General features: G+C 67.1%; 23 protein-coding genes. 17 read left to right on the top strand and 6 right to left on the bottom strand.

All coding sequences use genetic code 11. The features are described 5' to 3' along the window. Position 1: 1 nt before the first annotated feature. The 7 genes from CXK94_RS17235 to CXK94_RS17265 are packed head-to-tail and all read left to right on the top strand — an operon-like array spanning position 2 to position 6,561. Positions 2-469: a TadE/TadG family type IV pilus assembly protein gene (locus CXK94_RS17235; protein WP_102895255.1), complete on the top strand. Its 468-nt coding sequence runs from the start codon at positions 2-4 to the stop codon at positions 467-469. Further along, on the top strand, positions 469-960 hold the full coding sequence (locus CXK94_RS17240) for a TadE/TadG family type IV pilus assembly protein (protein ID WP_102895256.1): 492 nt from the start codon (positions 469-471) through the stop codon (positions 958-960). Before CXK94_RS17235 ends, CXK94_RS17240 begins: the two co-directional genes overlap by 1 nt. Continuing rightward, positions 954-2,168, top strand: coding sequence for an AAA family ATPase (locus tag CXK94_RS17245; protein WP_102895257.1), 1,215 nt, complete (start codon positions 954-956; stop codon positions 2,166-2,168). The genes CXK94_RS17240 and CXK94_RS17245 overlap by 7 nt, the downstream gene beginning before the upstream one ends. Positions 2,169-2,170: 2 nt before the next feature. Next, the gene (locus CXK94_RS17250) at positions 2,171-3,604 is read left to right on the top strand and encodes a CpaF family protein (RefSeq protein WP_102895322.1); all 1,434 of its coding nucleotides are present in this window, start codon (positions 2,171-2,173) and stop codon (positions 3,602-3,604) included. Further along, positions 3,601-4,587 carry a type II secretion system F family protein gene (locus CXK94_RS17255; RefSeq protein WP_102895258.1) on the top strand — a complete coding sequence of 329 codons (987 nt, stop codon included), beginning with the start codon at positions 3,601-3,603 and terminating at the stop codon, positions 4,585-4,587. The genes CXK94_RS17250 and CXK94_RS17255 overlap by 4 nt, the downstream gene beginning before the upstream one ends. Before the next feature lie 14 nt (positions 4,588-4,601). Beyond that, complete coding sequence (locus tag CXK94_RS17260) at positions 4,602-5,567, top strand: type II secretion system F family protein (protein WP_102895323.1); 966 nt, start codon at positions 4,602-4,604, stop codon at positions 5,565-5,567. 1 nt (position 5,568) lies between these two features. Beyond that, the gene (locus tag CXK94_RS17265; protein ID WP_102895259.1) at positions 5,569-6,561 is read left to right on the top strand and encodes a tetratricopeptide repeat protein; all 993 of its coding nucleotides are present in this window, start codon (positions 5,569-5,571) and stop codon (positions 6,559-6,561) included. 29 nt (positions 6,562-6,590) lie between these two features. Here the strand turns inward: CXK94_RS17265 and CXK94_RS17270 are convergent, their stop codons facing one another. The 6 genes from CXK94_RS17270 to pqqA (CXK94_RS22845) all read right to left on the bottom strand — a co-directional run bounded on the left by CXK94_RS17270 (position 6,591) and on the right by pqqA (CXK94_RS22845) (position 10,713). Next, the gene (locus CXK94_RS17270) at positions 6,591-7,448 is read right to left on the bottom strand and encodes a phosphoserine aminotransferase (protein WP_102895260.1); all 858 of its coding nucleotides are present in this window, start codon (positions 7,446-7,448) and stop codon (positions 6,591-6,593) included. Then, a complete protein-coding gene (gene serC / locus CXK94_RS17275; RefSeq protein WP_102895261.1) occupies positions 7,441-8,541 on the bottom strand; it encodes a 3-phosphoserine/phosphohydroxythreonine transaminase in 1,101 nt (366 codons plus the stop codon). The genes CXK94_RS17270 and serC overlap by 8 nt, the downstream gene beginning before the upstream one ends. Next, the gene (locus tag CXK94_RS17280; RefSeq protein WP_037040076.1) at positions 8,522-9,025 is read right to left on the bottom strand and encodes a urate hydroxylase PuuD; all 504 of its coding nucleotides are present in this window, start codon (positions 9,023-9,025) and stop codon (positions 8,522-8,524) included. Before CXK94_RS17280 ends, serC begins: the two co-directional genes overlap by 20 nt. 151 nt (positions 9,026-9,176) lie before the next feature. After that, on the bottom strand, positions 9,177-10,322 hold the full coding sequence (gene pqqE / locus CXK94_RS17285) for a pyrroloquinoline quinone biosynthesis protein PqqE (RefSeq protein WP_102895262.1): 1,146 nt from the start codon (positions 10,320-10,322) through the stop codon (positions 9,177-9,179). Next, complete coding sequence (gene pqqD, locus CXK94_RS17290; protein ID WP_037040071.1) at positions 10,291-10,584, bottom strand: pyrroloquinoline quinone biosynthesis peptide chaperone PqqD; 294 nt, start codon at positions 10,582-10,584, stop codon at positions 10,291-10,293. The genes pqqE (CXK94_RS17285) and pqqD (CXK94_RS17290) overlap by 32 nt, the downstream gene beginning before the upstream one ends. 54 nt (positions 10,585-10,638) lie before the next feature. Next, positions 10,639-10,713 (bottom strand): pyrroloquinoline quinone precursor peptide PqqA, encoded by a 75-nt coding sequence (gene pqqA / locus CXK94_RS22845; protein ID WP_102895324.1) that lies wholly within the window; start codon positions 10,711-10,713, stop codon positions 10,639-10,641. Between the two features lie 414 nt (positions 10,714-11,127). Here pqqA (CXK94_RS22845) and exaC point away from each other — a divergent pair, with 414 nt between their 5' ends. From exaC to CXK94_RS17345, 10 genes are all read left to right on the top strand, one after another. After that, entirely contained in the window at positions 11,128-12,648 is a 1,521-nt protein-coding gene (gene exaC / locus CXK94_RS17300; RefSeq protein WP_102895263.1) for an acetaldehyde dehydrogenase ExaC, read from the top strand. A 1,070-nt stretch (positions 12,649-13,718) separates the two neighbouring features. Next, positions 13,719-13,790: a pyrroloquinoline quinone precursor peptide PqqA gene (pqqA, locus tag CXK94_RS17305; protein ID WP_003253598.1), complete on the top strand. Its 72-nt coding sequence runs from the start codon at positions 13,719-13,721 to the stop codon at positions 13,788-13,790. Between the two features lie 48 nt (positions 13,791-13,838). After that, a complete protein-coding gene (gene pqqB / locus CXK94_RS17310; protein ID WP_102895264.1) occupies positions 13,839-14,750 on the top strand; it encodes a pyrroloquinoline quinone biosynthesis protein PqqB in 912 nt (303 codons plus the stop codon). Between the two features lie 83 nt (positions 14,751-14,833). Continuing rightward, positions 14,834-15,586 (top strand): pyrroloquinoline-quinone synthase PqqC, encoded by a 753-nt coding sequence (gene pqqC, locus CXK94_RS17315; RefSeq protein WP_102895265.1) that lies wholly within the window; start codon positions 14,834-14,836, stop codon positions 15,584-15,586. Between the two features lie 101 nt (positions 15,587-15,687). Continuing rightward, positions 15,688-15,966 carry a pyrroloquinoline quinone biosynthesis peptide chaperone PqqD gene (gene pqqD / locus CXK94_RS17320; RefSeq protein ID WP_102895266.1) on the top strand — a complete coding sequence of 93 codons (279 nt, stop codon included), beginning with the start codon at positions 15,688-15,690 and terminating at the stop codon, positions 15,964-15,966. Continuing rightward, positions 15,938-17,092: a pyrroloquinoline quinone biosynthesis protein PqqE gene (gene pqqE / locus CXK94_RS17325; RefSeq protein WP_102895267.1), complete on the top strand. Its 1,155-nt coding sequence runs from the start codon at positions 15,938-15,940 to the stop codon at positions 17,090-17,092. Before pqqD (CXK94_RS17320) ends, pqqE (CXK94_RS17325) begins: the two co-directional genes overlap by 29 nt. Positions 17,093-17,103: 11 nt before the next feature. After that, positions 17,104-18,999 (top strand): S9 family peptidase, encoded by a 1,896-nt coding sequence (locus CXK94_RS17330; RefSeq protein ID WP_102895268.1) that lies wholly within the window; start codon positions 17,104-17,106, stop codon positions 18,997-18,999. A 106-nt stretch (positions 19,000-19,105) separates the two neighbouring features. Then, positions 19,106-20,269: an alcohol dehydrogenase-like regulatory protein ErcA gene (ercA, locus tag CXK94_RS17335; protein WP_102895269.1), complete on the top strand. Its 1,164-nt coding sequence runs from the start codon at positions 19,106-19,108 to the stop codon at positions 20,267-20,269. Beyond that, a complete protein-coding gene (locus CXK94_RS17340) occupies positions 20,253-21,944 on the top strand; it encodes a hybrid sensor histidine kinase/response regulator (protein ID WP_102895270.1) in 1,692 nt (563 codons plus the stop codon). The genes ercA and CXK94_RS17340 overlap by 17 nt, the downstream gene beginning before the upstream one ends. Positions 21,945-21,996: 52 nt before the next feature. After that, on the top strand, positions 21,997-22,344 hold the full coding sequence (locus tag CXK94_RS17345) for a hypothetical protein (protein ID WP_102895271.1): 348 nt from the start codon (positions 21,997-21,999) through the stop codon (positions 22,342-22,344). Positions 22,345-22,382 lie beyond the last annotated feature (38 nt).

Genomic DNA, 22,382 nt, shown 5'->3' on the forward strand with positions numbered 1-22,382 from the left:
CATGGTAACCCAGGGATTTCGCGCACGGACACAACGCGGTGTCGCGATGGTCGAGCTGGCCATCGCGCTGCCGCTGTTGTTGCTGTTGCTGCTGGCGATCGGCGAGGTAGGGCGGCTGCTGTTCCAGTACAACAGCCTGTTGCAGGCCAGCCGCGATGCCAGCCGTTTCGTCGCCGGCCAGGCCTGGAATCGCACCCTGGGCCGCATGGAACTGACGACGGCCTTGCAGGAGCAGGCCCGCTCGCTGGCGGTGTACGGCGTGCCGGTCGCGCTGGCCGGCAGCCAGCCGCTGGTGCGCGGCCTGAGCCCCGCGCACGTGGCGGTCAGCGTGCAGGGCAGCGATCACGTCCAGGTCAGCATCACCTATCCGTTCCAGCCGGTGATCGGGAGCGGCCTGCCGGACTTCGGCGCCGGCCGGGTCCCGCTGGCATTCCCGCTGGTGGCCACCACCGTGATGAGGGCGCTGTGATGAACGCGAAACGCATGCGTGGCGTGTACGTGGTGGAGTTCGCCATCGTCGGGCTGCTGCTGTTCGTCCTGCTGTTCGGCGTGCTGGAGATGGGCCGGCTGTTCTTCACCGTCAACGCGCTCAATGAAACGGTGCGCCGTGGCGCGCGCCTGGCCGCGGTGTGCGAGATCCACGAACCGCGCATCCTGCGCCGGGCGATCTTCAACGCCGCCGAGGATGCCGGCGCCAGCAGCCTGATCGCCAGCCTGGAGACCGCCGACCTGACCCTGGTCTACCTGGACGGCAACGGTGCGGCGATCGCCACGCCGGGCACCGCCGGCTTCGGTGCCATCCGCTATGTCCAGCTGCGCGTGGACAACTTCACCTTCGACCTGCTGATTCCTGGCATGCAGGGCCTGTTCACCCTGCCGCCGTTCCTGTCGACGCTGCCGCGCGAAAGCCTCGGGCGCCATGCCGAGCCCGGTGTTTCTCCGGAGATCACCCCATGCTGAATACCGCCGAAGTCTCCACCCCCACGGCCAGCCGCCAGGCGCTGCGGATGCTGATCAGCAGCCGCGATGCCGCCGCGCTGGCGCGCCTGAAGGCGATGATCCAGCCACTGGCCGGTTTGCAGGTCAGCACGCGGCTGGTGAGCAACGGCCACACCGACCCGCTGTACGGGCTGGAACAGCGGCCGGACATGCTGTTGCTGCACGTCAGCCAGCTGTGGCGCGAGGAACTGGGTGCGCTGCAGCAGCACCCGGCCCAGCAGCGCCCGCCGCTGCTGGTCTGTGGTCCGCTGGAGAACCGCGATTGCATGCGCCTGGCGATGCAGGCCGGTGCGCGGGACTTCCTGCCGGAGCCGGTGGTGGCGCATGAGCTGCTCGCCGCGATTGGCCGGATCTCGCTGGAAGCGCGGGACGGCCAGGCGGGCGGCGGCAAGCTGATCGCGATCATGAACGCCAAGGGCGGCTCCGGCGCGACGATGCTGGCCTGCAACCTGGCCCACACGCTGAGCGCCCATGGCCGGCGCACGTTGCTGCTGGATCTGGACCTGCAGTTCGGCAGCGTCGCCCATTGCCTGGACGTGCACCCCGCGCACAGCCATATGGAGGTCCTGCAGCGGATCGACGACCTGGACGGCGTCGCGCTGCACGGCTTCTGCAGCCACTTCAGCCCGACGCTCGATGTGCTGGGCGGGCGCGCCGGCGAGCTGTGCCTGACCCAGGACGTACAGCTGGAACAGCTCGAGGGGCTGCTAGCCCTGGCACGGACCACGTACGACTGGGTGGTGATCGATCTGCCGCGGCAGATCGATCACCTCACCGGCATCAGCCTGGAGCAGGCCGACCAGGTCTACGTGGTGCTGCAGCAGTCGCTCAGCCATCTCAAGGATGCCGCGCGCCTGGTGCGGATCATGCGCGAGGACCTCGGCATTCACGGCGACCGCCTGCAGGTCGTGGTCAATCGCTACGACAAGTCGGCGCCGGTCAGCCTCAAGGACATCACCGACGCCCTGCATTGCGGCGAGCCCCAGCGGCTGCCGAACGACTATGCGGTGATCAATGAAAGCCAGAACACCGGTGTGCCGCTGGGCCTGCATGCGCCGCGCGCGGCGCTGACCCAGGGCATCCGCCAGCTGAGCCTGGGCCTGATCGGCCACGAAGCCGCCGAGTCGGGCCTGCTCAAGCGTACTTTCGGCCGACTATTCAGGGGATGACCATGCTCAGCGAATTGCGCAACCGCCTGCAGGCAGGCAAGCGAACCCCGGCCAGGCAGCCGGAACCCAGTGCCGAGCCCATGCGGGCCGATACCGCCATGGCCTGGGAACGCGTGGCGGCCGAACCGCCGTACGAGACCCGCAGCCAGCTCAATCCGACCGATGCCCAATGGCGGGAAAGGATCTACCAGCAACTGCTCAAGGTCATGGACCTGTCGCTGCTCGACTCCCTCGAACCAGCCGACGCGGTGTGGCAGATTCGCGAGATCTGCCAGCGCCTGCTCGACGAGCATGCCGCGCCGGTCAGCGCCGCCGGCCGGCAGCAGATCATCAAGCAGATCACCGACGAGGTGCTCGGCCTGGGCCCGCTGGAGCCGCTGCTGGCCGACGGCACGGTATCGGACATCCTGGTCAACGGCCATGCCTCGGTCTATGTCGAGCGCCACGGCAAGCTGCAGCGTACCGACGTGCGCTTTCGCGACGACCGCCACCTGCTCAACATCATCGACCGCATCGTTTCCACGCTGGGCCGGCGCATCGACGAATCCTCGCCGCTGGTGGATGCGCGGCTGAAGGATGGGTCACGCGTCAACGCGATCATCCCGCCGCTGGCCATCGACGGCCCGAGCCTGTCGATCCGCCGCTTCGCGGTGGACCTGCTGAACGCCGAGAGCCTGATCCAGATGGGCACCCTGACCCCGGCCATTGCTCTGGTGCTCAAGGCCATCGTGCGCGGCCGGCTCAACGTGCTGGTATCCGGCGGCACCGGCACCGGCAAGACCACCATGCTCAACGTGCTGTCGAGCTTCATCCCGCACAACGAACGCATCGTCACCATCGAGGATTCGGCCGAGCTGCAATTGCAGCAACCCCATGTGGTGCGGCTGGAAACGCGCCCGGCCAATATCGAGGGGCGGGGCGAGGTCAACCAGCGCGAACTGGTGCGTAACAGCCTGCGCATGCGCCCGGATCGCATCGTCATCGGCGAGGTGCGCGGCCCGGAGGCGCTGGACATGCTGGCGGCGATGAACACCGGCCACGACGGCTCGATCACCACCATCCACGCCAATACCGCGCGCGATGCCCTGAGCCGCATCGAGAACATGGTGTCGATGAGCGGCGCGACCTTCCCGACCAAGGCCCTGCGCCAGCAGATCGCCTCGGCCATCGACCTGGTGATCCAGCTCGAACGCCAGGAGGACGGCAAGCGCCGGCTGGTCAGCGTCCAGGAGATCAATGGCATGGAAGGCGAGGTGATCACCATGACCGAGATCTTCGCCTTCGAACGCCGCGGCATCGGCGAGCATGGCGCGGTACTCGGCGACTACCGGCCGACCGGCATGGTGCCGGGTTTCCGTGACGTGCTGGCCAAGCGCGGCATCGAGCTGCCGCTGGAACTGTTCCGCCCGGACTGGATGGAGGCCCTGCAGCCATGAGCCAGATTCCCAGCGAATTCATCCTGATTTTCCTCGGCATGGTCTTCGTTGCGGTGTTCCTGCTCAGCCAGGGCCTGACGGTGCCGGTATTCGGCGAGGCGGGGCGGGTGCGCAAGCGCATCCGGGCACGCCTGCATCTTCTCGAACAGGCCAGCGAGCTGCCGAACATGCAGGTGCTGCTGCGCCAGAAGTACCTCAAGCGCCTGTCTCCGCTGGACGCGGCGCTGGAGCAGTTGCCGCTGATGGACAGGCTGGCGCAGCTGATCGAGCAGAGCGGGCACCACTACCGTGCTCATCGCGTCGTGCTGCTCGGTGTGCTGCTGGCCGTGCTGGTGGCCGTGACCGGCTGGCTGCTGACGCATCTGTGGTGGCTGGCGCTGCCGCTGGGGTTCCTGGCGTTCTGGCTGCCGATCCTGAAGATCGGCCGCGACCGTGGCCGGCGTTTCGCCGCGTTCGAGGAGGGCCTGGCCGATGCGCTGGATGCCATGTGCCGGGCCCTGCGCGCAGGCCATCCGTTCAACGAGACGCTGCGCCTGGTGGCCGAGGAGCAGAAGGGCGCGGTGGCCGAGGAGTTCGGCCTGACCTTCGCCGACATCAACTACGGCAACGACGTGCGCCGCGCCATGCTCGGCCTGCTCGAACGGGTGCCCAGCATGACGGTAATGATGCTGGTGACCAGCATCCTCATCCATCGCGAAACCGGCGGCAACCTGACCGAGGTGCTGGAGCGCCTGAGCCGGCTGATCCGTGGGCGCTTCCGTTTCCAGCGCAAGGTCAGGACGCTCTCGGCCGAGGGACGCATGTCGGCCTGGGTGCTGATTTCCGTGCCCTTCGTGCTGGCCGCCGGGATCATGCTGACCACGCCGGAGTACCTGCCGCTGCTGATCAACGAGCCGATCGGGCAGAAACTCAGCATGGCGGCGTTCGGCGCCATGCTGGTGGGCATCTTCTGGATTCGCCGGATCATCCGCATCCAGGTTTGAGCGAGGGCGCGATCATGGACTATCTGTATGGTCTGGTTGCAAGCGTGGTCGGCGACGAACAGCTGGTGCGCCTGGTCTTCCTGCTGACGGTCGCGTTGAGCGTGGCGCTGGCGGTGGGCACCATGGCCGTGCTGGTGATGGGGCTGCAGGACCCGGTACGGCGGCGCCTGGCGCTGATCAAGCGCGGCGGCGAGCGGGGCGCCGGCGAAGCGCCGCAGGGCCATCTGCAACTGCTGCTGGAGCAACTGGGGCAGCGCTTCGTCAGTCCCGACGACAAGCAGGTGTCCGGCACCCGGACGTTGCTGCAGCACGCCGGTTACCGCTCGGCCTCGGCGGTGCAGATGTACTGGGCGATCCGCCTGTTGCTGCCGCTGGTGCTGCTGGTGGCGACCCTGCTGGGGCTGCCGGTGGTGAGCAATCCCACACTGATGAATGGCCTGCTGGCCGCCGGGCTGGCGGTCGGCCTGGGGTGGCTGGCGCCGGCGCTGTTCGTCGAGAAGCGCAAGGCTGCACGACAGATGCGCCTGCGCGGGGCCTTCCCCGATGCCCTCGATCTGATGGTGGTCTGCGTGGAGTCGGGCCTGGCATTGCCGCAGGCCATCGAGCGGGTCGCCGAGGAGCTGGCGGTGAGCCAGGCCGAGCTGGCCGAGGAGCTGGCGATGGTGAACGCCGAGATTCGCGCCGGCATCCCCAGCGCGATGGCACTGGCGCACCTGGCCGAGCGCACCGGCCTGGAAGACGTGCGCGGGCTGGTCAGCCTGCTGGCACAGAGCATCCGCTTCGGGACCAGCGTCGCCGACACCCTGCGCGTCTATGCCGAGGAGTTTCGCGACCGGCGGACCCAGGCGGCCGAGGAACGGGCGGCCAAGATCGGTACCAAGCTGGTGTTCCCGCTGATTTTCTGCCTGTGGCCGAGCTTTTTCCTGGTCGCCATCGGCCCCGCCATGATCGGCGTTCTCAAAGCCTTCGGGAGATTGTGAGATGAGAAGAATCAGTCTGCTGCTGACCCTGGCGGCCGTGCTTGCCGGCTGCCAGTCCATGGGGCCGGAGCCTAGCGAACGCTCCATCTACTCCGGCAACAATTCGGTGCTGTACCGGGCCCGCCAGCAGGCCGGCTCGCTGGAGCAGGCGTTGCAGCTTGCCGACCTGGCCTATCGGGCGGGCGACCTGGATCAGGCGCTGTTCCAGTACCTGCGCGCGCTGGAGCTCGATCCCAAGCGCCACTCCGCGCTGGTCTGGGTGGGGCGGATCCATCGTGAGCGCGGCAACATCCAGCTCGCCGAGCTGGCCTTCGACGAGGTGCTGCGCAGTTCGCCCGACGATCTCGAGGCGCTGGCCGAGATGGGCATGCTGCAGCTGGCCAAGCGCGACCAGGAGAAGGGCCGCGCGCTGCTCTACAGGGCGCTGCTGCTTGACCAGCGGCGACTCGGCGGCGAGCGCCCGGCCGGGCTGCCGGCGCCGGATGCGCTCGTGGTGGACCGGCAGTCGCCCGTGCGCCTGTACAACGCGCTCGGCGTGCTGGCCGACCTGACCAACGATTTCCCCCTGGCCGAGCGCTATTACCGGCTGGCCCTGCAGGTCGAGCCGCGTTCGCTGCTGGTACACAACAGCCTCGGCTATTCCTACTACATGGCCGGCCGCTGGCAGGAGGCCGAGCGCACCTACAGCCGCGCCCTCGACCACGGCAGCGACTACGCGCCGCTGTGGCGCAACTACGGTCTGCTGATGGCCCGCACGGCGCGCTATGAAGAGGCGTTATCGGCCTTCGAACAGATCGGCTCGCGGGCGCAGGCCAGCAACGACGTGGGCTATGTCTGCCTCGTCGAAGGCAAGCTGAACGAGGCCGAGCAGTTCTTCCGCAGCGCGCTGGAGCAGTCGCCGTCGCACTACGCCACGGCCTGGGAGAACCTGGAGCGCGTGCGCCAGCTACGCAAGATCCGCCAGCTCGGGCTGGGCATGGCCGATCCGACATAGCCGTGGCGTTGCCGGGGCGGCTGGCGGCATCAGCCTCGTTGGGTCTGCAACAAGCGACGCGCCAGCCAGGGGCCCTGGCGCAGCAGCGCCGCATGGACCTGCACCAGCTGTGCCCCGGCATTCAGGCGGGCATCCAGGTGCTGCGCGGTCTGGATGCCGCCGACCGACAACAACGCCAGCTCTGGCCCGCAGAAGCGGCGCAGGTGTTCGATCTGGCGACAGGCCTGGGCCTGCCGCGGCTCGTGCTGCCAGTCGCGGTAGCGCTGGCGTGTCGCGGGCGGCCCGGGGTCGTGGGCGGCGAGCAGGCCGTCGAACCCCAGCTCCAGCAGCAGCCCGACGAGGGAAAAGGGGATCTGCCCGGGCAGACAGCGCAGCTTCGCCAGCAGCGGTACCCGGCGTGCGCCCGAATGGTTCAGCTGCCGTTGCTGCTCGCGCAGCGCGGCGAGCAACTGGCGCAAGCGCGCATCCTGTTGCAGCAACGGCGCACTGGCGGGGCCGATCAGGTTGAGGACCAGATAGTCGCCATGGGCCCAGGCGTCACGCAGCAGGGCACAGCTTTCCGCCGCCGAGCGCCTGGCGTCCAGGGTCAGGTTGATGCCCAGGCGCGCCTCGCCGGGGGCTGCCGGCCTGAGCCTGGCGACCCCCTCGGCGGTCAGGCTGCCGATCTCGTTGAAGCCCAGGCCCAGCGCCGCGACCCGCCGGGCGAGGCGGCCGTCGCGGTCGAAGCCGGCGGCGATGCCCAGGGGGGAGGGGAAATGCAGGCCCATCACGCTGAGCGGCCGGCTGGGCGCCGGGCCCGGCATACGGCACGCGAGGCTGACGAGGTCCAGCGCGAGCCTCTGTGCCAACCGGCTGCGCAGGGCCGCAAAGCTGCTTCGCTCAGCCATGGAGACGCTCGAAATCGTTCATGAACGCCGTCAGGCGCTCCACGCCGGCCAGCGGCATGGCGTTATAGAGGCTGGCGCGCACGCCGCCGATGGCGCCGTGGCCACGCAGGTTCAACAGGCCATCGTCTGCCGCCCGGGCAAGGAACGTCTCGAGCAGGCGCGCATCGGCCAGCTGAAAGCACACGTTGATCGTCGAGCGGTCCGCGGGTTGCTGTGGGCATCGGTAGAACTCGCTGGTGTCGATGCGCCGATACAGCCGTCGACTTCTCTCCCGGGCGGCCGTGGCCATCGCGGCAAGCCCGCCGCGACGGGCGATCCAGCGCAGCATCAGCCCGGCGACGTACAGGGCGAAGGTCGGCGGGGTATTGAAACGGCTGTCCTGCTCGGCCTGCACGGCATAGCTGAACGCCGCGGGCAAACCGCGTGGCGGAGCCCGCAGCAGGTCGTCGCGGATGATCACCAGGCACAGGCCGGCCACGCCGAGGTTCTTCTGGGCGCTGGCATAGATCAGCCCGAAGCGCTCTACGGGCACCGGGCGGGTGAGGAAATCCGAGGTCATGTCCGCCACCAGCGGCACCGCCAGGTCGGGGAAGTCGTGCACCTGCAGGCCGTTGCCGGTTTCGTTGCTGGTGATGTGGCAGTAGCCGGCATCCGGGGCCAGCTGCCAGCGCTCGAACGGGGGCAGGGCGCTGAACGCCTCGGCTGCACCGCTGGCGACGATGTTCACCGGCGCGTGCCGGCGCGCCTCGGCGATGGCCTTGCGCGCCCAGTGGCCGCTGTCCAGGTAATCGGCGCATTGCCCGGCTCGCAGCAGGTTGAGCGGCAGCAGGCCGAACTGTGCGCTGGCGCCGCCCTGCAGGAAGAGCACCCGGTAGTTGGGCGGAATCGCCAGCAGTGCACGCAGCTGTTGCTCGGTCTCGGCCATCAGCTGCTTGAAGGCGGCGCCGGTAAAGGGTTGTTCCAGTATGGACAGCGCGCTGCCTTGCCAGTCCGGCAGTTCCTCGCGAATCTGCGCCAGCACCTCGGCCGGCAGCATCGCCGGGCCGGCGGCGAAGTTGTAGCGCCCGGGCCGCTCAGAAGAGATGCAGACCATGACCGCCGGCCGCCATCAGAAACAGCAGAGGGAAGGACAGGATGGTGTTGCTGCGCGAGGAGAGGAAGGTGATCCGCGAGCAGCGCACCCGTTCCTCCAGCGTCGCCGGGACGAAGCCGAGCAGCTTCTTCTGGTGTGGCCAGAGCACCAGCCAGAGGTTGAGCAGCATCGCCGTGCCGATCCAGGCGCCGAGGCCAATCACCGCCAGCGGGCCTTGCAGCAACAGGGCATCGGGCAGCCAGCCGCGTTGCCAGAGCAGCGTCATGCCGGATGCCCAGACCACCAGCGAGGCATAGCGGAAGATGCCGTGCTCGCGCTTCATCCGGGCTTCCAGGTCGCGGTTCAGCGTGGCGACGTCGATGCCGTTCTGCAAGGGCACGAAGCGCGGGTTCTGCACGAAGTTGGCATAGTTGTGGCCGACCCAGACCAGTGCGAACAGCAGGTGCGCGTAGCGGGCCAGCAGGTCGAGCAGGGGCAGTTGCATGGCGCCTCCTGGGAGCCGTTGGTGATTCAAACCGAGGGGCTGTCGCCGGCAAGGACTCGGCGTCCCCCCGGGCTCCTACACCAGCCAGCGCAGCAGCAGGTAGCAGCCGAGCGTCAGGGCGACGCCGGCGCCGATGGTGCCGGCGAAGGAGTCATGGGGCAGTTTCAAGGTCCACCCCCGGGCTGGCATGGCGGGCGATCAGCTGGCCTTGTGGCCGCGTCGCATCCTGCGCCAGTTCGACGGCCTGGCGGATCAGCTGGTGATGCGGCGACTTGCTGCACGCCGGATCGGTATTGGCACCGTTGCCGGTCAGCAGCAGCGCCTGGCAGCGGCAGCCACCGAAATCCTTTTCCTTCTCGTCGCAGCTGCGGCAGGGCTCGGGCATCCAGGCGTCGCCGCGGTAGAGGTCGAACACCGGCGAGTCGTGCCAGATCCGTTCCAGCCGCTGCTGGCGCACGTTGGGGAAGGTGAGGTCCTTGAAGTTGCTGGCCTGCGAGCAGGGCAGCACGTTGCCGTTGGGCGCGATGGTCACGTGGATGGCGCCCCAGCCGTTCATGCAGGCCTTGGGTCGGCCCTCGTAATAGTCGGGGATGACGAAGAAGATGGTCAGGCGGTCGCCGTAGCGCTCGCGGGCCTTGCGCACCGCGGCCTCGGCGCGCTGCAGCTCGGCGTGGGTCGGCATCAGCTGGTCACGGTTGAGCAGCGCCCAGTTGTAGTACTGCACGTTGGCCAGCTCGACGTACTCGATGCCCAGCTCGACGGCGAACGCGATGATCTCCGGCACCTGGCCGATGTTCTGCCGGGTGATCGGCACGTTGAGCACCATGGGGAAGTCCATGGCCTTGATCAGCCGCGCCATGCCGAGCTTGCGCTTCCAGGCATCGACGCCGGCGAGCTGGCGCGCCACGCCGCGGTCGGTGGACTGGAAGCCGAGCTGGATGTGCCGCAGCCCGGCGGCCTTCAGGGCGCGCAGGCGGGCTTCGGTCAAACCGATGCCGGAGGTGATCAGGTTGGTGTAGTAGCCCATGCGGTCGGCTTCGGCGACCAGCGTCTCGAGGTCCTTGCGCAGGGTCGGCTCGCCGCCGGAGAAGCCGATCTGCATCGCGCCCATGGCGCGCGCCTGGGCCATCACGTCGATCCACTCGGCGGTGCTCAGCTCGTCCTGGCGGTAATCGGCGAAGTTGCGTGGGTTGCTGCAGAACACGCACTGCAGCGGGCACTGATAGGTCAGCTCCAGCAGCAACCAGACCGGGTTGCCATGGCCATCAAGCCTTGGCGCGGATCCAGCCCTTGGCATGGGACACCTCCAGGAAATTCAGGACGCTGGCACGGATCGCGCCGTCAGCGGATGCGTGGTAGACGCGGCTCAGTTGCTCGATCAGCTCGGCGACGCTGGTCTGGCCGTCGCAGCGCTGCAGTATTTCGCCGCCGGTGGCGTTCAGCTTGACGATGCCTTCGGGGTAGAGCAGCACATGGGCCTGTTGCGACGCCTCCCAGCGAAACAGGAAGGGCGGGCGGATTTCATAGCAGCTGGCTGGCGATATGTGTGTCGTTGTCATATGCAATTCCTCGCTCGACCGGCGTGGCGGCGGGGCGCCACGCCGGCCGGGGGCTCAGCGTACGTAGACGTACGCGGTGACTTCGAAGCCCAGACGCAGGTCGCAGAACTGCGGATCGATCCACTGCATGGCGTATCTCCTTAAGCAAGGGTGGGTTCAGGGGAAGCGTTGTCGCAGTTCGAAGCTAAGGCGCTTCGCAGGGGCGACTAATAGGACTTTCGCAGCGGTTTTCCGGGTATTTGGTCGTGTTTTTTCGGCGTCGGAGAAATATTTGCATTGCCCTGCAACACCCTTGTCCATGGTCATTTCCGCGTGTCCGGAACGGCCTAAACTGGCTCGTTTTTTCACATGGAAAACGTCTCCGCCGCCGGGCCTGGCGGCACCTCGACGCCGCGCCCAGCGCCGTTGGCATCTACTACCAAATGAGGAGTCCTCCGCTGCCATGGGTGCATACCGGAGGCCGGAGGGCACTGCCTAAGATCGGTCCATGCCCTGCGCACGTTCCGACGCAGGCTCTGACAAGCAGAGAAAGAGAGGCCCATCATGATCTACGCCCAACCCGGTACCGCAGGCGCCGTCGTTTCCTTCAAGCCACGCTACGGCAACTACATCGGTGGTGAATTCGTACCGCCGGTCAAAGGCGAGTATTTCGTCAACACCTCGCCGCTCAACGGCGAAGTGATCGCCGAGTTTCCGCGTTCGGGCGCCGAAGACGTCGAGAAGGCCCTGGACGCCGCCCATGCCGCAGCCGATGCCTGGGGCCGCACCTCGGTGCAGGATCGCGCCAACATCCTGCTGAAGATCGCCGATCGCATCGAAGCCAACCTGGAAAAGCTCGCCGTCGCCGAAACCTGGGACAACGGCAAGGCCGTGCGCGAGACGCTGAACGCCGACGTGCCGCTGGCCGCCGACCACTTCCGCTACTTCGCCGGCTGCATCCGCGCCCAGGAAGGCAGCGCCGCCGAGATCAACGAACACACCGCCGCCTACCACTTCCACGAGCCGCTGGGCGTGGTCGGGCAGATCATCCCGTGGAACTTCCCGCTGCTGATGGCCGCCTGGAAGCTGGCTCCGGCCCTGGCGGCCGGCAACTGCGTGGTGCTCAAGCCCGCCGAGCAGACGCCGCTGTCGATCATGGTCTTCGCCGAGGTGATCGGCGACCTGCTGCCGCCGGGTGTGCTGAACATCGTCCAGGGCTTCGGCAAGGAAGCGGGCCAGGCGCTGGCCACCAGCACCCGCATCGCCAAGATCGCCTTCACCGGCTCCACCCCGGTGGGCGCGCACATCATGCGCTGTGCGGCCGAGAACATCATCCCCAGCACCGTGGAGCTGGGAGGCAAGAGCCCGAACATCTTCTTCGAGGACATCATGCAGGCCGAGCCGGCCTTCATCGAGAAGGCTGCCGAAGGCCTGGTGCTGGCGTTCTTCAACCAGGGCGAGGTGTGCACCTGCCCGTCGCGCGCGCTGATCCAGGAATCGATCTTCGAACCGTTCATGAACGAGGTGATGAAGAAGGTCAAGCAGATCAAGCGCGGCAACCCGCTGGATACCGACACCATGGTTGGCGCCCAGGCGTCCGAGCAGCAGTTCGACAAGATCCTCTCCTACCTGGACATCGCCCAGCAGGAGGGCGCCCAGGTGCTCACCGGCGGCGCCGCGGAAAAACTCGAGGGCGGCCTGGCCAGCGGTTACTACATCCAGCCGACCCTGCTCAAGGGGCACAACCAGATGCGCGTGTTCCAGGAGGAAATCTTCGGGCCGGTGGTCGGCGTCACCACCTTCAAGGACGAGGCCGAGGCGCTGGCCATCGCCAACGACACCGAATTCGGCCTCGGCGCCGGTGTCTGGACCCGCGACATCAACCGCGCCTACCGCATGGGCCGCGGCATCAAGGCCGGCCGGGTGTGGACCAACTGCTACCACCTGTATCCGGCGCATGCCGCATTCGGTGGCTACAAGAAGTCTGGCGTCGGTCGCGAGACCCACAAGATGATGCTCGACCACTACCAGCAGACCAAGAACCTGCTGGTCAGCTACGACGTCAATCCGCTCGGCTTCTTCTGATGAGGGCCCCGGCACGCGTGCTCCCGCGTGCCGGTTCATTTGCTGCGCACTTCATTGTGCGGGACCTGTTCCGCTTCAGCTGTATCCCCCTTCCCGGACGGACGGGTCCATCGCAACGCGGCTTCGGCCGCGTTTTTTTAGGTTCATCGTGCTTTCTTGGGGAAGCAAGGATTGACACCGGACTGGCAAGTTTGGGTGTTGCCACCATTTGGTTTGGGCTTGCGCCTCGGTGATCAGGGCGCTTACCGAGTGTGCTGACACTTCTGGTTTCGGCCCCCCGGCCGAGTCACTTGACTCGCTTCGCTCGCCCTTCGGGCCAGCCTGCGGCTGTTCTCCGCTACGCTCCGTATCTCGTTGCTCGTCGAAAAACTAACCATGGGCCTATCCCCCTGCGCGAGCCTCCTGACGGGAACGGGGTCCGAGTCGCCTGGAAGATCGTTGCTTTTTGCTCAATGCACGAACTATCAGGCGACGCCCAACGCCCCTTCAGGAGGGTGAGCGGAATCGTTGCGTAGGGGGTTGAGCGGCATGGACGCCGCGAGAGACGCGAAGGGACAGGGACGTCCCTTCGCGGCGTGCCCCTGGAGCGGCGATGGAGCGAACGAACCCTGCGCGAAGCGCAGGGCCGGATGCAGGGGCAAGCGTTTTTGCTTACTTTTTTCGCGACTGAAAAAAGTGAGTCGCCCAGCAGGGCGAAACCAATCTCTCAAGCAACTCGCTAAACGCCCCATGAAAGCAAAACTTTCATTCAACACACCCAATCTTGCCAGTCCGGTGTCAAACAACCATGTCCCCATGAAATGCGAAGAACTTTTTTATGTGTTCCGGGCGACCGGCCGTCACCGTCGTATGGCTACTCCGGTTCCGCCAACGCAAGGGCGTGCGATGCCGCTGATGCAGTCTCGCCTGGCAACTGGCAACCAACGTGCTGTAATGGATCGAGTGCCCCATCGGGCACTACCAAGGCACGGCGCTGTCTCCTTCCAAAGTACCATTCTGCTCAAGGCGGATCAGGGGGCTTAATTGGGCTGTCGGAATCTTCCGGCGCCCTATAACAAGAGGATCGACCCATGTGGACCAAACCCGCTTTCACCGACCTGCGTATTGGCTTCGAAGTCACCATGTACTTCGCTAACCGTTGATCGAATCAGCCCCGGCTCCGGCCGGGGCTCGCATTTTGGGGGTCGTCCATGTTCATCCAGATTCTCGGCTCCGCCGCGGGCGGTGGTTTTCCGCAGTGGAACTGCAACTGCGCCAATTGCGCCGGGCTGCGGGCCGGCACCCTGAACGCCCGGCCGCGCACCCAGTCCTCCATTGCCGTCAGCGACGACGGCGCGAACTGGATCCTGTGCAACGCCTCGCCGGACATCCGCGCCCAGCTGGAGGCCTTTCCCAGGCTGCAGCCGGCCCGTGCGCCGCGTGATACGGCGATTGGCGCGATCATCCTGCTGGACAGCCAGATCGACCACACCACCGGCTTGCTGACGCTGCGCGAAGGCTGCCCACACCAGGTCTGGTGTACCGAGATGGTGCACCAGGACCTGACCAGCGGCTTTCCGCTGTTCAACATGCTCGAGCACTGGAATGGCGGGCTGCAGTGGAACCCCATCGCCCTGGACGGTCGCTTCGCGGTTCCCTGCTGCCCGAACCTGGCTATCACGCCGATCCCGCTGCGCAGTTCCGCGCCGCCGTATTCGCCGCACCGGCACGATCCGCATCCGGGCGACAACATCGGCCTGCTGATCGAGGACCTGCGCAGCGGCGGCAAGCTGTTCTACGCGCCGGGGCTGGGCCAGCTCAGCCCCGAGCTGTTCGAGACCATGCGCGAGGCCGATTGCCTGCTGGTGGATGGCACGCTGTGGCGTGACGACGAGATGCTCGTGCGCGAGGTGGGCAGCAAGCTCGGCAGCGCGATGGGCCACCTGCCGCAGAGCGGCCCGGGCGGCATGATCGAGGTGCTCGACGCGCTGCCGGCAGCCCGCAAGATCCTCATCCACATCAACAACACCAACCCGATCCTCGACGAGGACTCGCCCGAGCGCGCGATCCTGGACGAGCACGCCATCGAAGTGTCCTTCGACGGCATGAGCATCGAGCTGTAGTTAGCCGCAGCGCGCCGCATCACGACAGAGCCGAGGGTGCGCCTGATGCGCCGATCGGCCGGACACCCGCATAGGAAGCCCTGATGAACCTGCCAGCCATGTCCCCCGCCGAATTCGAACAGGCACTGCGTGCCAAGGGCGAGTACTACCACATCCATCATCCCTTTCATCGTGCGATGTATGCCGGGCAGGCGACGCGCGAGCAGATTCAGGGCTGGGTGGCCAACCGCTTCTATTACCAGGTCTGCATTCCGGTGAAGGACGCGGCGATCATGGCCAACTGCCCGGACCGCGCCACCCGTCGCGAGTGGATACAGCGCATCATCGACCACGACGGGGCGCCTGGCGAGGAGGGCGGTATCGAGGCCTGGCTGCGGCTGGCCGAAGCGGTGGGACTGGAGCGCGAGCAGGTGCTGTCGCAGGAACTGGTGCTGCCGGGCGTGCGCTTCGCCGTGGACGCCTACGTCAACTTCGCCCGCCGCGCCAGTTGGCAGGAGGCGGCCAGCAGCTCGCTGACCGAACTCTTCGCGCCGACCATCCACCAGTCGCGCCTGGACGCCTGGCCGCAGCACTACCCGTGGATCGACGCCTCCGGCTACGACTACTTCCGCAAGCGGCTCAAGGAAGCCCGCCGCGACGTCGAGCACGGCCTGCGCATCACCCTGGAGCATTACCGCACCCGCGAGGCCCAGGAGCGCATGCTGGAGATCCTGCAGTTCAAACTCGACGTATTGTGGAGCATGCTCGACGCCATGAGCATGGCCTACGAACTGGACCGCCCGCCGTATCACACCGTTACCCGCGAGCGGGTCTGGCACCGGGGCATCGCGCTGTGAGCACGGCGAAGCGCGTAGGGTGGAAAACGACCGCAGGTCTTTTCCACCCTTGTTTGCCACCCTACGGCCGTCGCACCTCGGCCTTTGGCGAGTGAGCCGATATGAACGAGAACATCCTGCTGAAAGTCCCGACCTTCCGCCGCGGCTACCGCTTCCAGTTCGAGCCGGCGCAGGACGGCCACGTGCTGCTCTACCCGGAAGGCATGATCAAGCTCAACGACAGCGCCAGCGAGATCCTCAAGCGGGTGGATGGCGCGCGTACCGTCGGCGGCATCGTCGCCGAGTTGCAGGCGCATTTCCCCGAGGCCGAGGGCATCGAGGAAGACATCCTGGCGTTCCTGGAGGTGGCCGTTGAACGGTTCTGGATCGAGCTTCGCTAAACCCGGCCACGAGCCCGGCCCGCCGCTGTGGCTGCTGGCCGAGCTGACCTATCGCTGCCCGCTGCAGTGCCCGTACTGCTCCAACCCACTGGATTTCGCCCGCAGCCATGAGGAGCTGAGCACCGCCGAGTGGATCGAGGTGTTCCGCCAGGCCCGCGAAATGGGCGCGGCGCAGCTCGGCTTCTCCGGCGGCGAGCCGCTGGTGCGCCAGGACCTGACGGAGCTGATCCGCGCCTCGCGCGGGCTGGGCTACTACACCAACCTGATCACCTCCGGCATCGGCCTCAGCGAGGCGAAGATCGCCAGCTTCGCCGCGGCCGGGCTCGACCACATCCAGATCAGCTTCCAGGCCGCCGACGAGGAGGTGAACAACCTGCTGGCCGGTTCGAAGAAGGCCTTCGCCCAGAAGCTCGAGATGGCCCGCGCGGTGAAGCGGCACGGCTACCCGATGGTGCTCAACTTCGTCACCCACCGGCACAACATCGACAACATCGAGCGGATCATCCAGCTGTGCGTGGAACTGGAGGCCGATTTCGTCGAGCTCGCCACCTGCCAGTTCTATGGCTGGGCGGAGCTCAACCGCGCCGGCCTGCTGCCGAGCAAGGAACAATTGGTACGCGCCGAGCGGATCACCAACGAATGGCGCGAGAAGCTCGCCGCCCAGAACCACCCCTGCAAGCTGATCTTCGTCACCCCCGACTACTATGAGGAGCGCCCGAAGGCCTGCATGAACGGCTGGGGCAACCTGTTCCTCGACATCACCCCGGACGGCACCGCCTTGCCCTGCCACAGCGCGCGCCAGCTGCCGGTGCAATTTCCCAACGTGCGCGAGCACAGTATCGAGCACATCTGGCGACATTCGTTCGGCTTCAACCGCTTCCGCGGCTACGACTGGATGCCCGAGCCCTGCCGCAGCTGCGACGAAAAGGAGCGGGATTTCGGCGGCTGCCGCTGCCAGGCCTTCATGCTCACCGGCGATGCGGCGAATGCCGACCCGGTCTGCAGCAAGTCGCCGCAACACGGCAGGATACTCGCCGCCCGCGAACAGGCGGAGCACGGCGCGCTGGGTCTCGATCAGCTGCAGTACCGCAACGAGAAGGCCTCCCGGCTGATCCTCAAGGCGTGAGGCCGCCTGCCATGACTACCTGCCGTCCCTACGGCTTCTGGCCCAGCGCCTGGAGCGCCGCCGCCGCAGCCGCGGCCAGCCGGGATTTCGCCGAGCTGCGCGCCGGAGCGGACGGCCTGTTCTGGCTCGCCTACGAGCCGGCCGACGCGCGCTGCACGCTATGGCAGTGGCGGGGCGGGGCGGCGACCTGCCTGACGCCAGCGGGCTTCTCGCTGCGTAGCCGCGTCTACGAATACGGCGGCGGCGCCTTCTGCCTGGCCGGGCAGGACGTGGCGTTCGTCAACGAGGCGGACCAGCAAATCTACCTGCAGGATCTCGGCGAGCCGGAAAGCTCTGTGCCAGCGCAACCGCTCGCGTTGACCCGGCGAGCCGATTGCCGCTACGGCGACCTGCAGTACGACCGCCGCGCCGATGCCATCGTCGCGCTGGAAGAGGCACGCGGTGGCGAAGGCGTCGTGCATCGCCTGGTGAGCATCGCCCGGGGCGACGGGGCGCGCCGAGTGATCGCGGCCGGCGCCGATTTCTACGCCTCGCCGGCGCTCAGCCCCGACGGCGAGCGGCTGGCCTGGATCGAATGGAGCCGCCCCGAACAGCCCTGGACCGCGACCCGCCTGTGCCTGAGCCAGCGCCTGCCGGACGGGCGCTGGAGCGCCGGCCGCTGCCTGGCGGGCGAGGCGGGTGGCGAAGCCCTGCAGCAGCCCCGTTTCGCCGCGGATGGCCGGCTGTACTGCCTGAGCGACCGTCACGGCGGCTGGCAGCCCTGGTACGAGGCGCAGGGCCGGCTGGTCCCGCATGGGCTGGCCGGGGGCGGGGCGGCGCAGTTCGACTGCGCACCGGCACCCTGGCAACTGGGGACCACCAGCTATCTGCCACTGGATGGGGGCGGGCTGTTGCTGACCCACATGCTGGACGGCTTCGGATACCTCTTCGAACATGGGCCGGCCGGCAGCCCGCGGCAGCTGGCCGTGGATTATTCGCGCTGCCGCCAGTTGGCGGTGAATGATCGCTTCGTCTTCTGCATCGCCGGTTCGCCGGAACGGACCCCGGCGGTGCTGGCCATCGAGCGGGCCAGTGGGGCCGTGCGCATCCTCGCGGGTGGCGCGGCGCCGCTCGCGCCCGAGCAACTATCGCGTCCGCAGCCCCTGCGCTTCGCGACCGGCGAGGGGGGGACGGCACATGCCTTCTTCTACCCGCCGCGCAACGCCGAGTGCCACGGCCGGCCCGACGCGTTGCCGCCGCTGGTGGTGTTCGCCCATGGCGGGCCGACCTCGGCCTGCTACCCGGTATTCGATCCGCGCATCCAGTTCTGGACCCAGCGCGGTTTCGCCGTGGCCGACGTCAACTACCGCGGCAGTAGCGGCTTCGGCCGTGCCTATCGGCAGCGCCTGCGCGGGCAATGGGGCGTGGTGGATGTGCAGGACGTCTGCCAGGCCGCGCGGGCGCTCGCCGCCCAGGGGCTGATCGATCCGGCGCGGGTATTCGTCCGTGGCTCCAGCGCGGGAGGTTTCACCGCGCTTTGCGCGCTGGCGGCGAGCGAGCTGTTCCGCGGCGGCGCCAGCCTGTACGGGGTCAGCGACCCGCTGGCGCTACGGCGGGGCACCCACAAGTTCGAGGGCGACTACCTCGACTGGCTGATCGGCGATCCGCAACAGGTGCCGCAGCGCTTTCGCGAGCGGGCGCCGTTGCACAACGCCGAGTGGATCGACACGCCGGTGATCTTCTTCCAGGGTGGCCAGGATGCGGTGGTGCTGCCCGAACAGACCGAAGCGATGGTGGCGGCGCTGCGCCGGCGTGGCGTCGCCGTGGAATACCAGTGCTATCCGCAGGAGCGCCACGGTTTTCGCGAGGCGTGCAACCTGGCCGATGCACTGGAGCGCGAGTGGCGTTTCTACCAGCGCTTGCTGTGACGCGGTGCCCGCTCATACGGCGGGCACCCTCCGTTCGGTGCATTGCTTTACCCGAGCAATGCAGTAGGCTTGTGCGGTTGTTACAAAAAATAAAAAGGCCGCAGTGATGAGCCCGAATATCAGCCTCCAGCGTAAATTCGTTTCCCCGGAAATCATCTTCGGTGCCGGCTGTCGCCACAGCGTCGGCACCTGCGCCAGCAATTTCGGCGCGCGCAAGGTCCTGGTGGTTTCCGACCCCGGCGTGGTCGCCGCCGGCTGGGTGGCGGACGTGCAGGCCAGCCTCGAACGGCAGAACATCGAGCACTGCCTGTTCACCGAGGTGTCGCCCAACCCGCGCTGCGAAGAGGTGATGCTCGGCGCCGAGCGCTATCGCAGCGAAGGCTGCAACGTGATCGTCGCGGTCGGTGGCGGCAGCCCGATGGACTGCGCCAAGGGCATCGGCATCGTCGCCGCCCACGGCCGCCACATCATCGAATTCGAAGGGGTGGACACCCTGCGCGTGCCCAGCCCGCCGCTGATCCTGATTCCCACCACGGCCGGCACCTCGGCGGATGTCTCGCAGTTCGTGATCATCTCCAACCAGGACGAGCGGATGAAGTTCTCCATCGTCAGCAAGGCGGCCGTGCCGGACGTCTCGCTGATCGATCCGGAAACCACGCTGAGCATGGATACCTTCCTGTCCGCCTGTACCGGCATCGATGCGCTGGTACATGCCATCGAGGCGTTCGTCTCCACCGGCCACGGGCCGCTGACCGACCCGCATGCGCTGGAGGCCATGCGGCTGATCAACGGCAATCTGGTGCAGATGATCGCCAATCCGGCGGATATCGCGCTGCGCGAGCAGATCATGCTCGGCAGCATGCAGGCCGGCCTGGCGTTTTCCAACGCGATTCTTGGCGCCGTGCACGCCATGTCCCACAGCCTCGGCGGCTATCTCGACCTGCCTCACGGGGTATGCAACGCGGTATTGGTCGAGCATGTGGTGGCGTTCAACTACGATGCCGCGCCGGAGCGCTACAAGATCGTCGCCGAAACCCTCGGCATCGACAGCCGCGGCCTGAACCACCGGCAGGTTCGCGAGCGGCTGGTGCAGCACCTGATCGACCTCAAGCAGGCCATCGGCTTCAAGGAAACCCTCGGCCTGCATGGCGTCAACCTCTCGGACATCCCATTCCTCTCGCAGCATGCGATGCAGGACCCCTGCATCCTGACCAATCCCCGCTCGTCGACGCAGAAGGATGTCGAGGTCGTCTATGCCGAAGCCCTCTGACGAGCAGCAGCAGGCGCTGACCCAGCTGCTCGGCTTCGGCAGCCACTCGGCGCGCAAGAGCCACTACCCGGAGCTGCTGGCGCGCCTGGAAGAACTGGAGGCCGAACGCAACCGCTACAAATGGCTGTTCGAGCATGCCGTGCACGGCATCTTCCAGGCCAGCCTGCAGGAAGGCATTCGCGCGGCCAACCCGGCGCTGGCACGCATGCTCGGCTATGACAGCCCGGAAGAGGCGCTATGGGGGCTGACCGACCTGTCCCATCATCTGTTCATCGGCGGCGAGGAGGAGCTGCGGCGGATACGCCACACGCTGAGCACCCGGCTCGGCCTGTTCGGCTACGAGACACGCTTGCGGCGCAAGGATGGCAGTGCCATCGATGTGGTGATGAACCTGCTGCTCAAGCCCGACGAGGACGGCTTGGTGGAAGGCTTCGTCGCCGACATCACCGAGCGCAAGCTGGCCCAGCTGCGGCTGCTGCAGCTCAATGAGCAGCTCGAGCAACGGGTCGCCGAGCGTACCTGCGAGCTGCGCGATGCCCGTGACGCCGCCGAAGCGGCCAATCTGAGCAAGGACAAGTATCTGGCGGCGGCCAGCCATGACCTGCTGCAGCCGCTCAATGCCGCGCGCCTGCTGATCTCGACCCTGCGCGAGCGGGCATTGCCGAGCGAAGAGCTCAATCTGGTGGAGCGGGCCCACCAGGCGCTGGAGGGCGCCGAAGACCTGCTCACCGACCTGCTGGATATTTCCAAGCTGGACCAGAGCGCGATCAAGCCGGACGTCGACAGCTATCGCCTCGACGAGGTGTTGCTGCCACTGGTCTCCGAGTTCCAGCCGGTCGCTGCGGCGGCCGGCCTGCAGCTGGCGCATTACATCCCGCAGTGCGCGATCCGCAGCGATTTCCGCCTGCTGACGCGCATCCTGCGCAATTTCCTCAGCAACGCCTGCCGCTACACCGACCGCGGCCGGGTACTGCTCGGCGCGCGCCGGCGCGGCGACTCGCTGCGCATCGAGGTCTGGGACACCGGGCGCGGCATCGCCGCCGATCAGCTGCAATCGATCTTCCTCGAATTCAACCAGCTCAACGTCGAACGCGCGGCCGAGCGGCGCGGAGTCGGGCTGGGCCTGGCGATCGTCGAGCGCATCGCCAACATGCTCGATTACCGCATCCAGGTACGTTCGCAGCCCGGACGCGGCTCGGTGTTCAGCATCGAGGTGCCGCTCGCCGAGGGGCTGCCCCGTGGCGGCGGCGAGGTGCTGGTGAGCAAGCCGCAGTTGGGCGACCCGTTGCCCGGCCGGCGCCTGCTGGTAGTCGACAACGAACTGAGCATCCTGCACAGCATGGCGGCGCTGCTTGGCCAGTGGGGCTGCGAGGTGCTGACGGCGACCGACGAGGCTGCCGCGCTGGAAGCGTTGCAGGGGCGCGCCCCGGAGCTGATCCTGGCCGATTACCATCTCGACCGTGGCACGACCGGCTGGGAGGTGGCGCAGTCGTTGCGGGTGCGCTTCGGCCAGGCGATCCCGGTGGTCATGATCACCGCCGACCGCAGCGACCAGTGCCGTAAGCAATTGCAGGGCTTCGGCGTGCCGGTGCTGAACAAACCGGTCAAGGCCGGTAAGATGCGCTCGGCGCTGAGCCACCTGCTCGGCGAAAAAACCGCTGCGCAACAGGCCTGAACCCGATCTCGATCAAGTATTCGGCTACTCACCCACGATTAAACTGCCTGCCATGAAAACCCGCTTGCTGCTGTGCTTCCTGTTGCTGATCAGCCTCGTGCTTCCCGTCAAAGGGATGGCGGGCGCCGAGCTGGCCGCACAGCCGTGTTCCCTGCCGATGAGCGACCTGGATCAGGCCGCGCTGCACATGGACCACGCGGAGCATGGACAGCACGACACGCAAGATCACGACGGCAACCCGCTGTGCAAGAGCGGCCACCAGTGCAAGGTCGGCTGCCTGTTGCTGGTCGATATCCCCCAGGCCGATGCCGGCGTGGCATCGCCTAGCCTGACCACCTTTCATTCCGAATTCATTCCTGCGCGCAACTGCGCCGATGTCTGGCGCCCACCGCGCGCCTGATTCCTCTTCCTGACCGAACCGTCCATCGCCTTGCGATG

The organism is Stutzerimonas stutzeri (assembly GCF_002890915.1).
Classification (GTDB): Bacteria; Pseudomonadota; Gammaproteobacteria; order Pseudomonadales; family Pseudomonadaceae; genus Stutzerimonas; species Stutzerimonas stutzeri_AF.

Bases quoted from the DNA above. Each gene is read 5' to 3' on its own strand.
- CXK94_RS17260 (WP_102895323.1), top strand. From the start codon at position 4,602: ATGGACTATCTGTATGGTCTGGTTGCAAGCGTGGTCGGCGACGAACAG.
- pqqC (WP_102895265.1), top strand. From the start codon at position 14,834: ATGAACCTGCCAGCCATGTCCCCCGCCGAATTCGAACAGGCACTGCGT.
- pqqB (WP_102895264.1), top strand. From the start codon at position 13,839: ATGTTCATCCAGATTCTCGGCTCCGCCGCGGGCGGTGGTTTTCCGCAG.
- ercA (WP_102895269.1), top strand. From the start codon at position 19,106: ATGAGCCCGAATATCAGCCTCCAGCGTAAATTCGTTTCCCCGGAAATC.
- CXK94_RS17235 (WP_102895255.1), top strand. From the start codon at position 2: ATGGTAACCCAGGGATTTCGCGCACGGACACAACGCGGTGTCGCGATG.
- CXK94_RS17250 (WP_102895322.1), top strand. From the start codon at position 2,171: ATGCTCAGCGAATTGCGCAACCGCCTGCAGGCAGGCAAGCGAACCCCG.
- CXK94_RS17255 (WP_102895258.1), top strand. From the start codon at position 3,601: ATGAGCCAGATTCCCAGCGAATTCATCCTGATTTTCCTCGGCATGGTC.
- CXK94_RS17240 (WP_102895256.1), top strand. From the start codon at position 469: ATGAACGCGAAACGCATGCGTGGCGTGTACGTGGTGGAGTTCGCCATC.
- CXK94_RS17280 (WP_037040076.1), bottom strand. From the start codon at position 9,025: ATGCAACTGCCCCTGCTCGACCTGCTGGCCCGCTACGCGCACCTGCTG.
- CXK94_RS17330 (WP_102895268.1), top strand. From the start codon at position 17,104: ATGACTACCTGCCGTCCCTACGGCTTCTGGCCCAGCGCCTGGAGCGCC.
- CXK94_RS17245 (WP_102895257.1), top strand. From the start codon at position 954: ATGCTGAATACCGCCGAAGTCTCCACCCCCACGGCCAGCCGCCAGGCG.
- CXK94_RS17345 (WP_102895271.1), top strand. From the start codon at position 21,997: ATGAAAACCCGCTTGCTGCTGTGCTTCCTGTTGCTGATCAGCCTCGTG.
- pqqD (WP_102895266.1), top strand. From the start codon at position 15,688: ATGAACGAGAACATCCTGCTGAAAGTCCCGACCTTCCGCCGCGGCTAC.
- CXK94_RS17270 (WP_102895260.1), bottom strand. From the start codon at position 7,448: ATGGCTGAGCGAAGCAGCTTTGCGGCCCTGCGCAGCCGGTTGGCACAG.
- pqqD (WP_037040071.1), bottom strand. From the start codon at position 10,584: ATGACAACGACACACATATCGCCAGCCAGCTGCTATGAAATCCGCCCG.
- serC (WP_102895261.1), bottom strand. From the start codon at position 8,541: ATGGTCTGCATCTCTTCTGAGCGGCCCGGGCGCTACAACTTCGCCGCC.
- CXK94_RS17340 (WP_102895270.1), top strand. From the start codon at position 20,253: ATGCCGAAGCCCTCTGACGAGCAGCAGCAGGCGCTGACCCAGCTGCTC.
- exaC (WP_102895263.1), top strand. From the start codon at position 11,128: ATGATCTACGCCCAACCCGGTACCGCAGGCGCCGTCGTTTCCTTCAAG.
- pqqE (WP_102895262.1), bottom strand. From the start codon at position 10,322: ATGCCAAGGGCTGGATCCGCGCCAAGGCTTGATGGCCATGGCAACCCG.
- CXK94_RS17265 (WP_102895259.1), top strand. From the start codon at position 5,569: ATGAGAAGAATCAGTCTGCTGCTGACCCTGGCGGCCGTGCTTGCCGGC.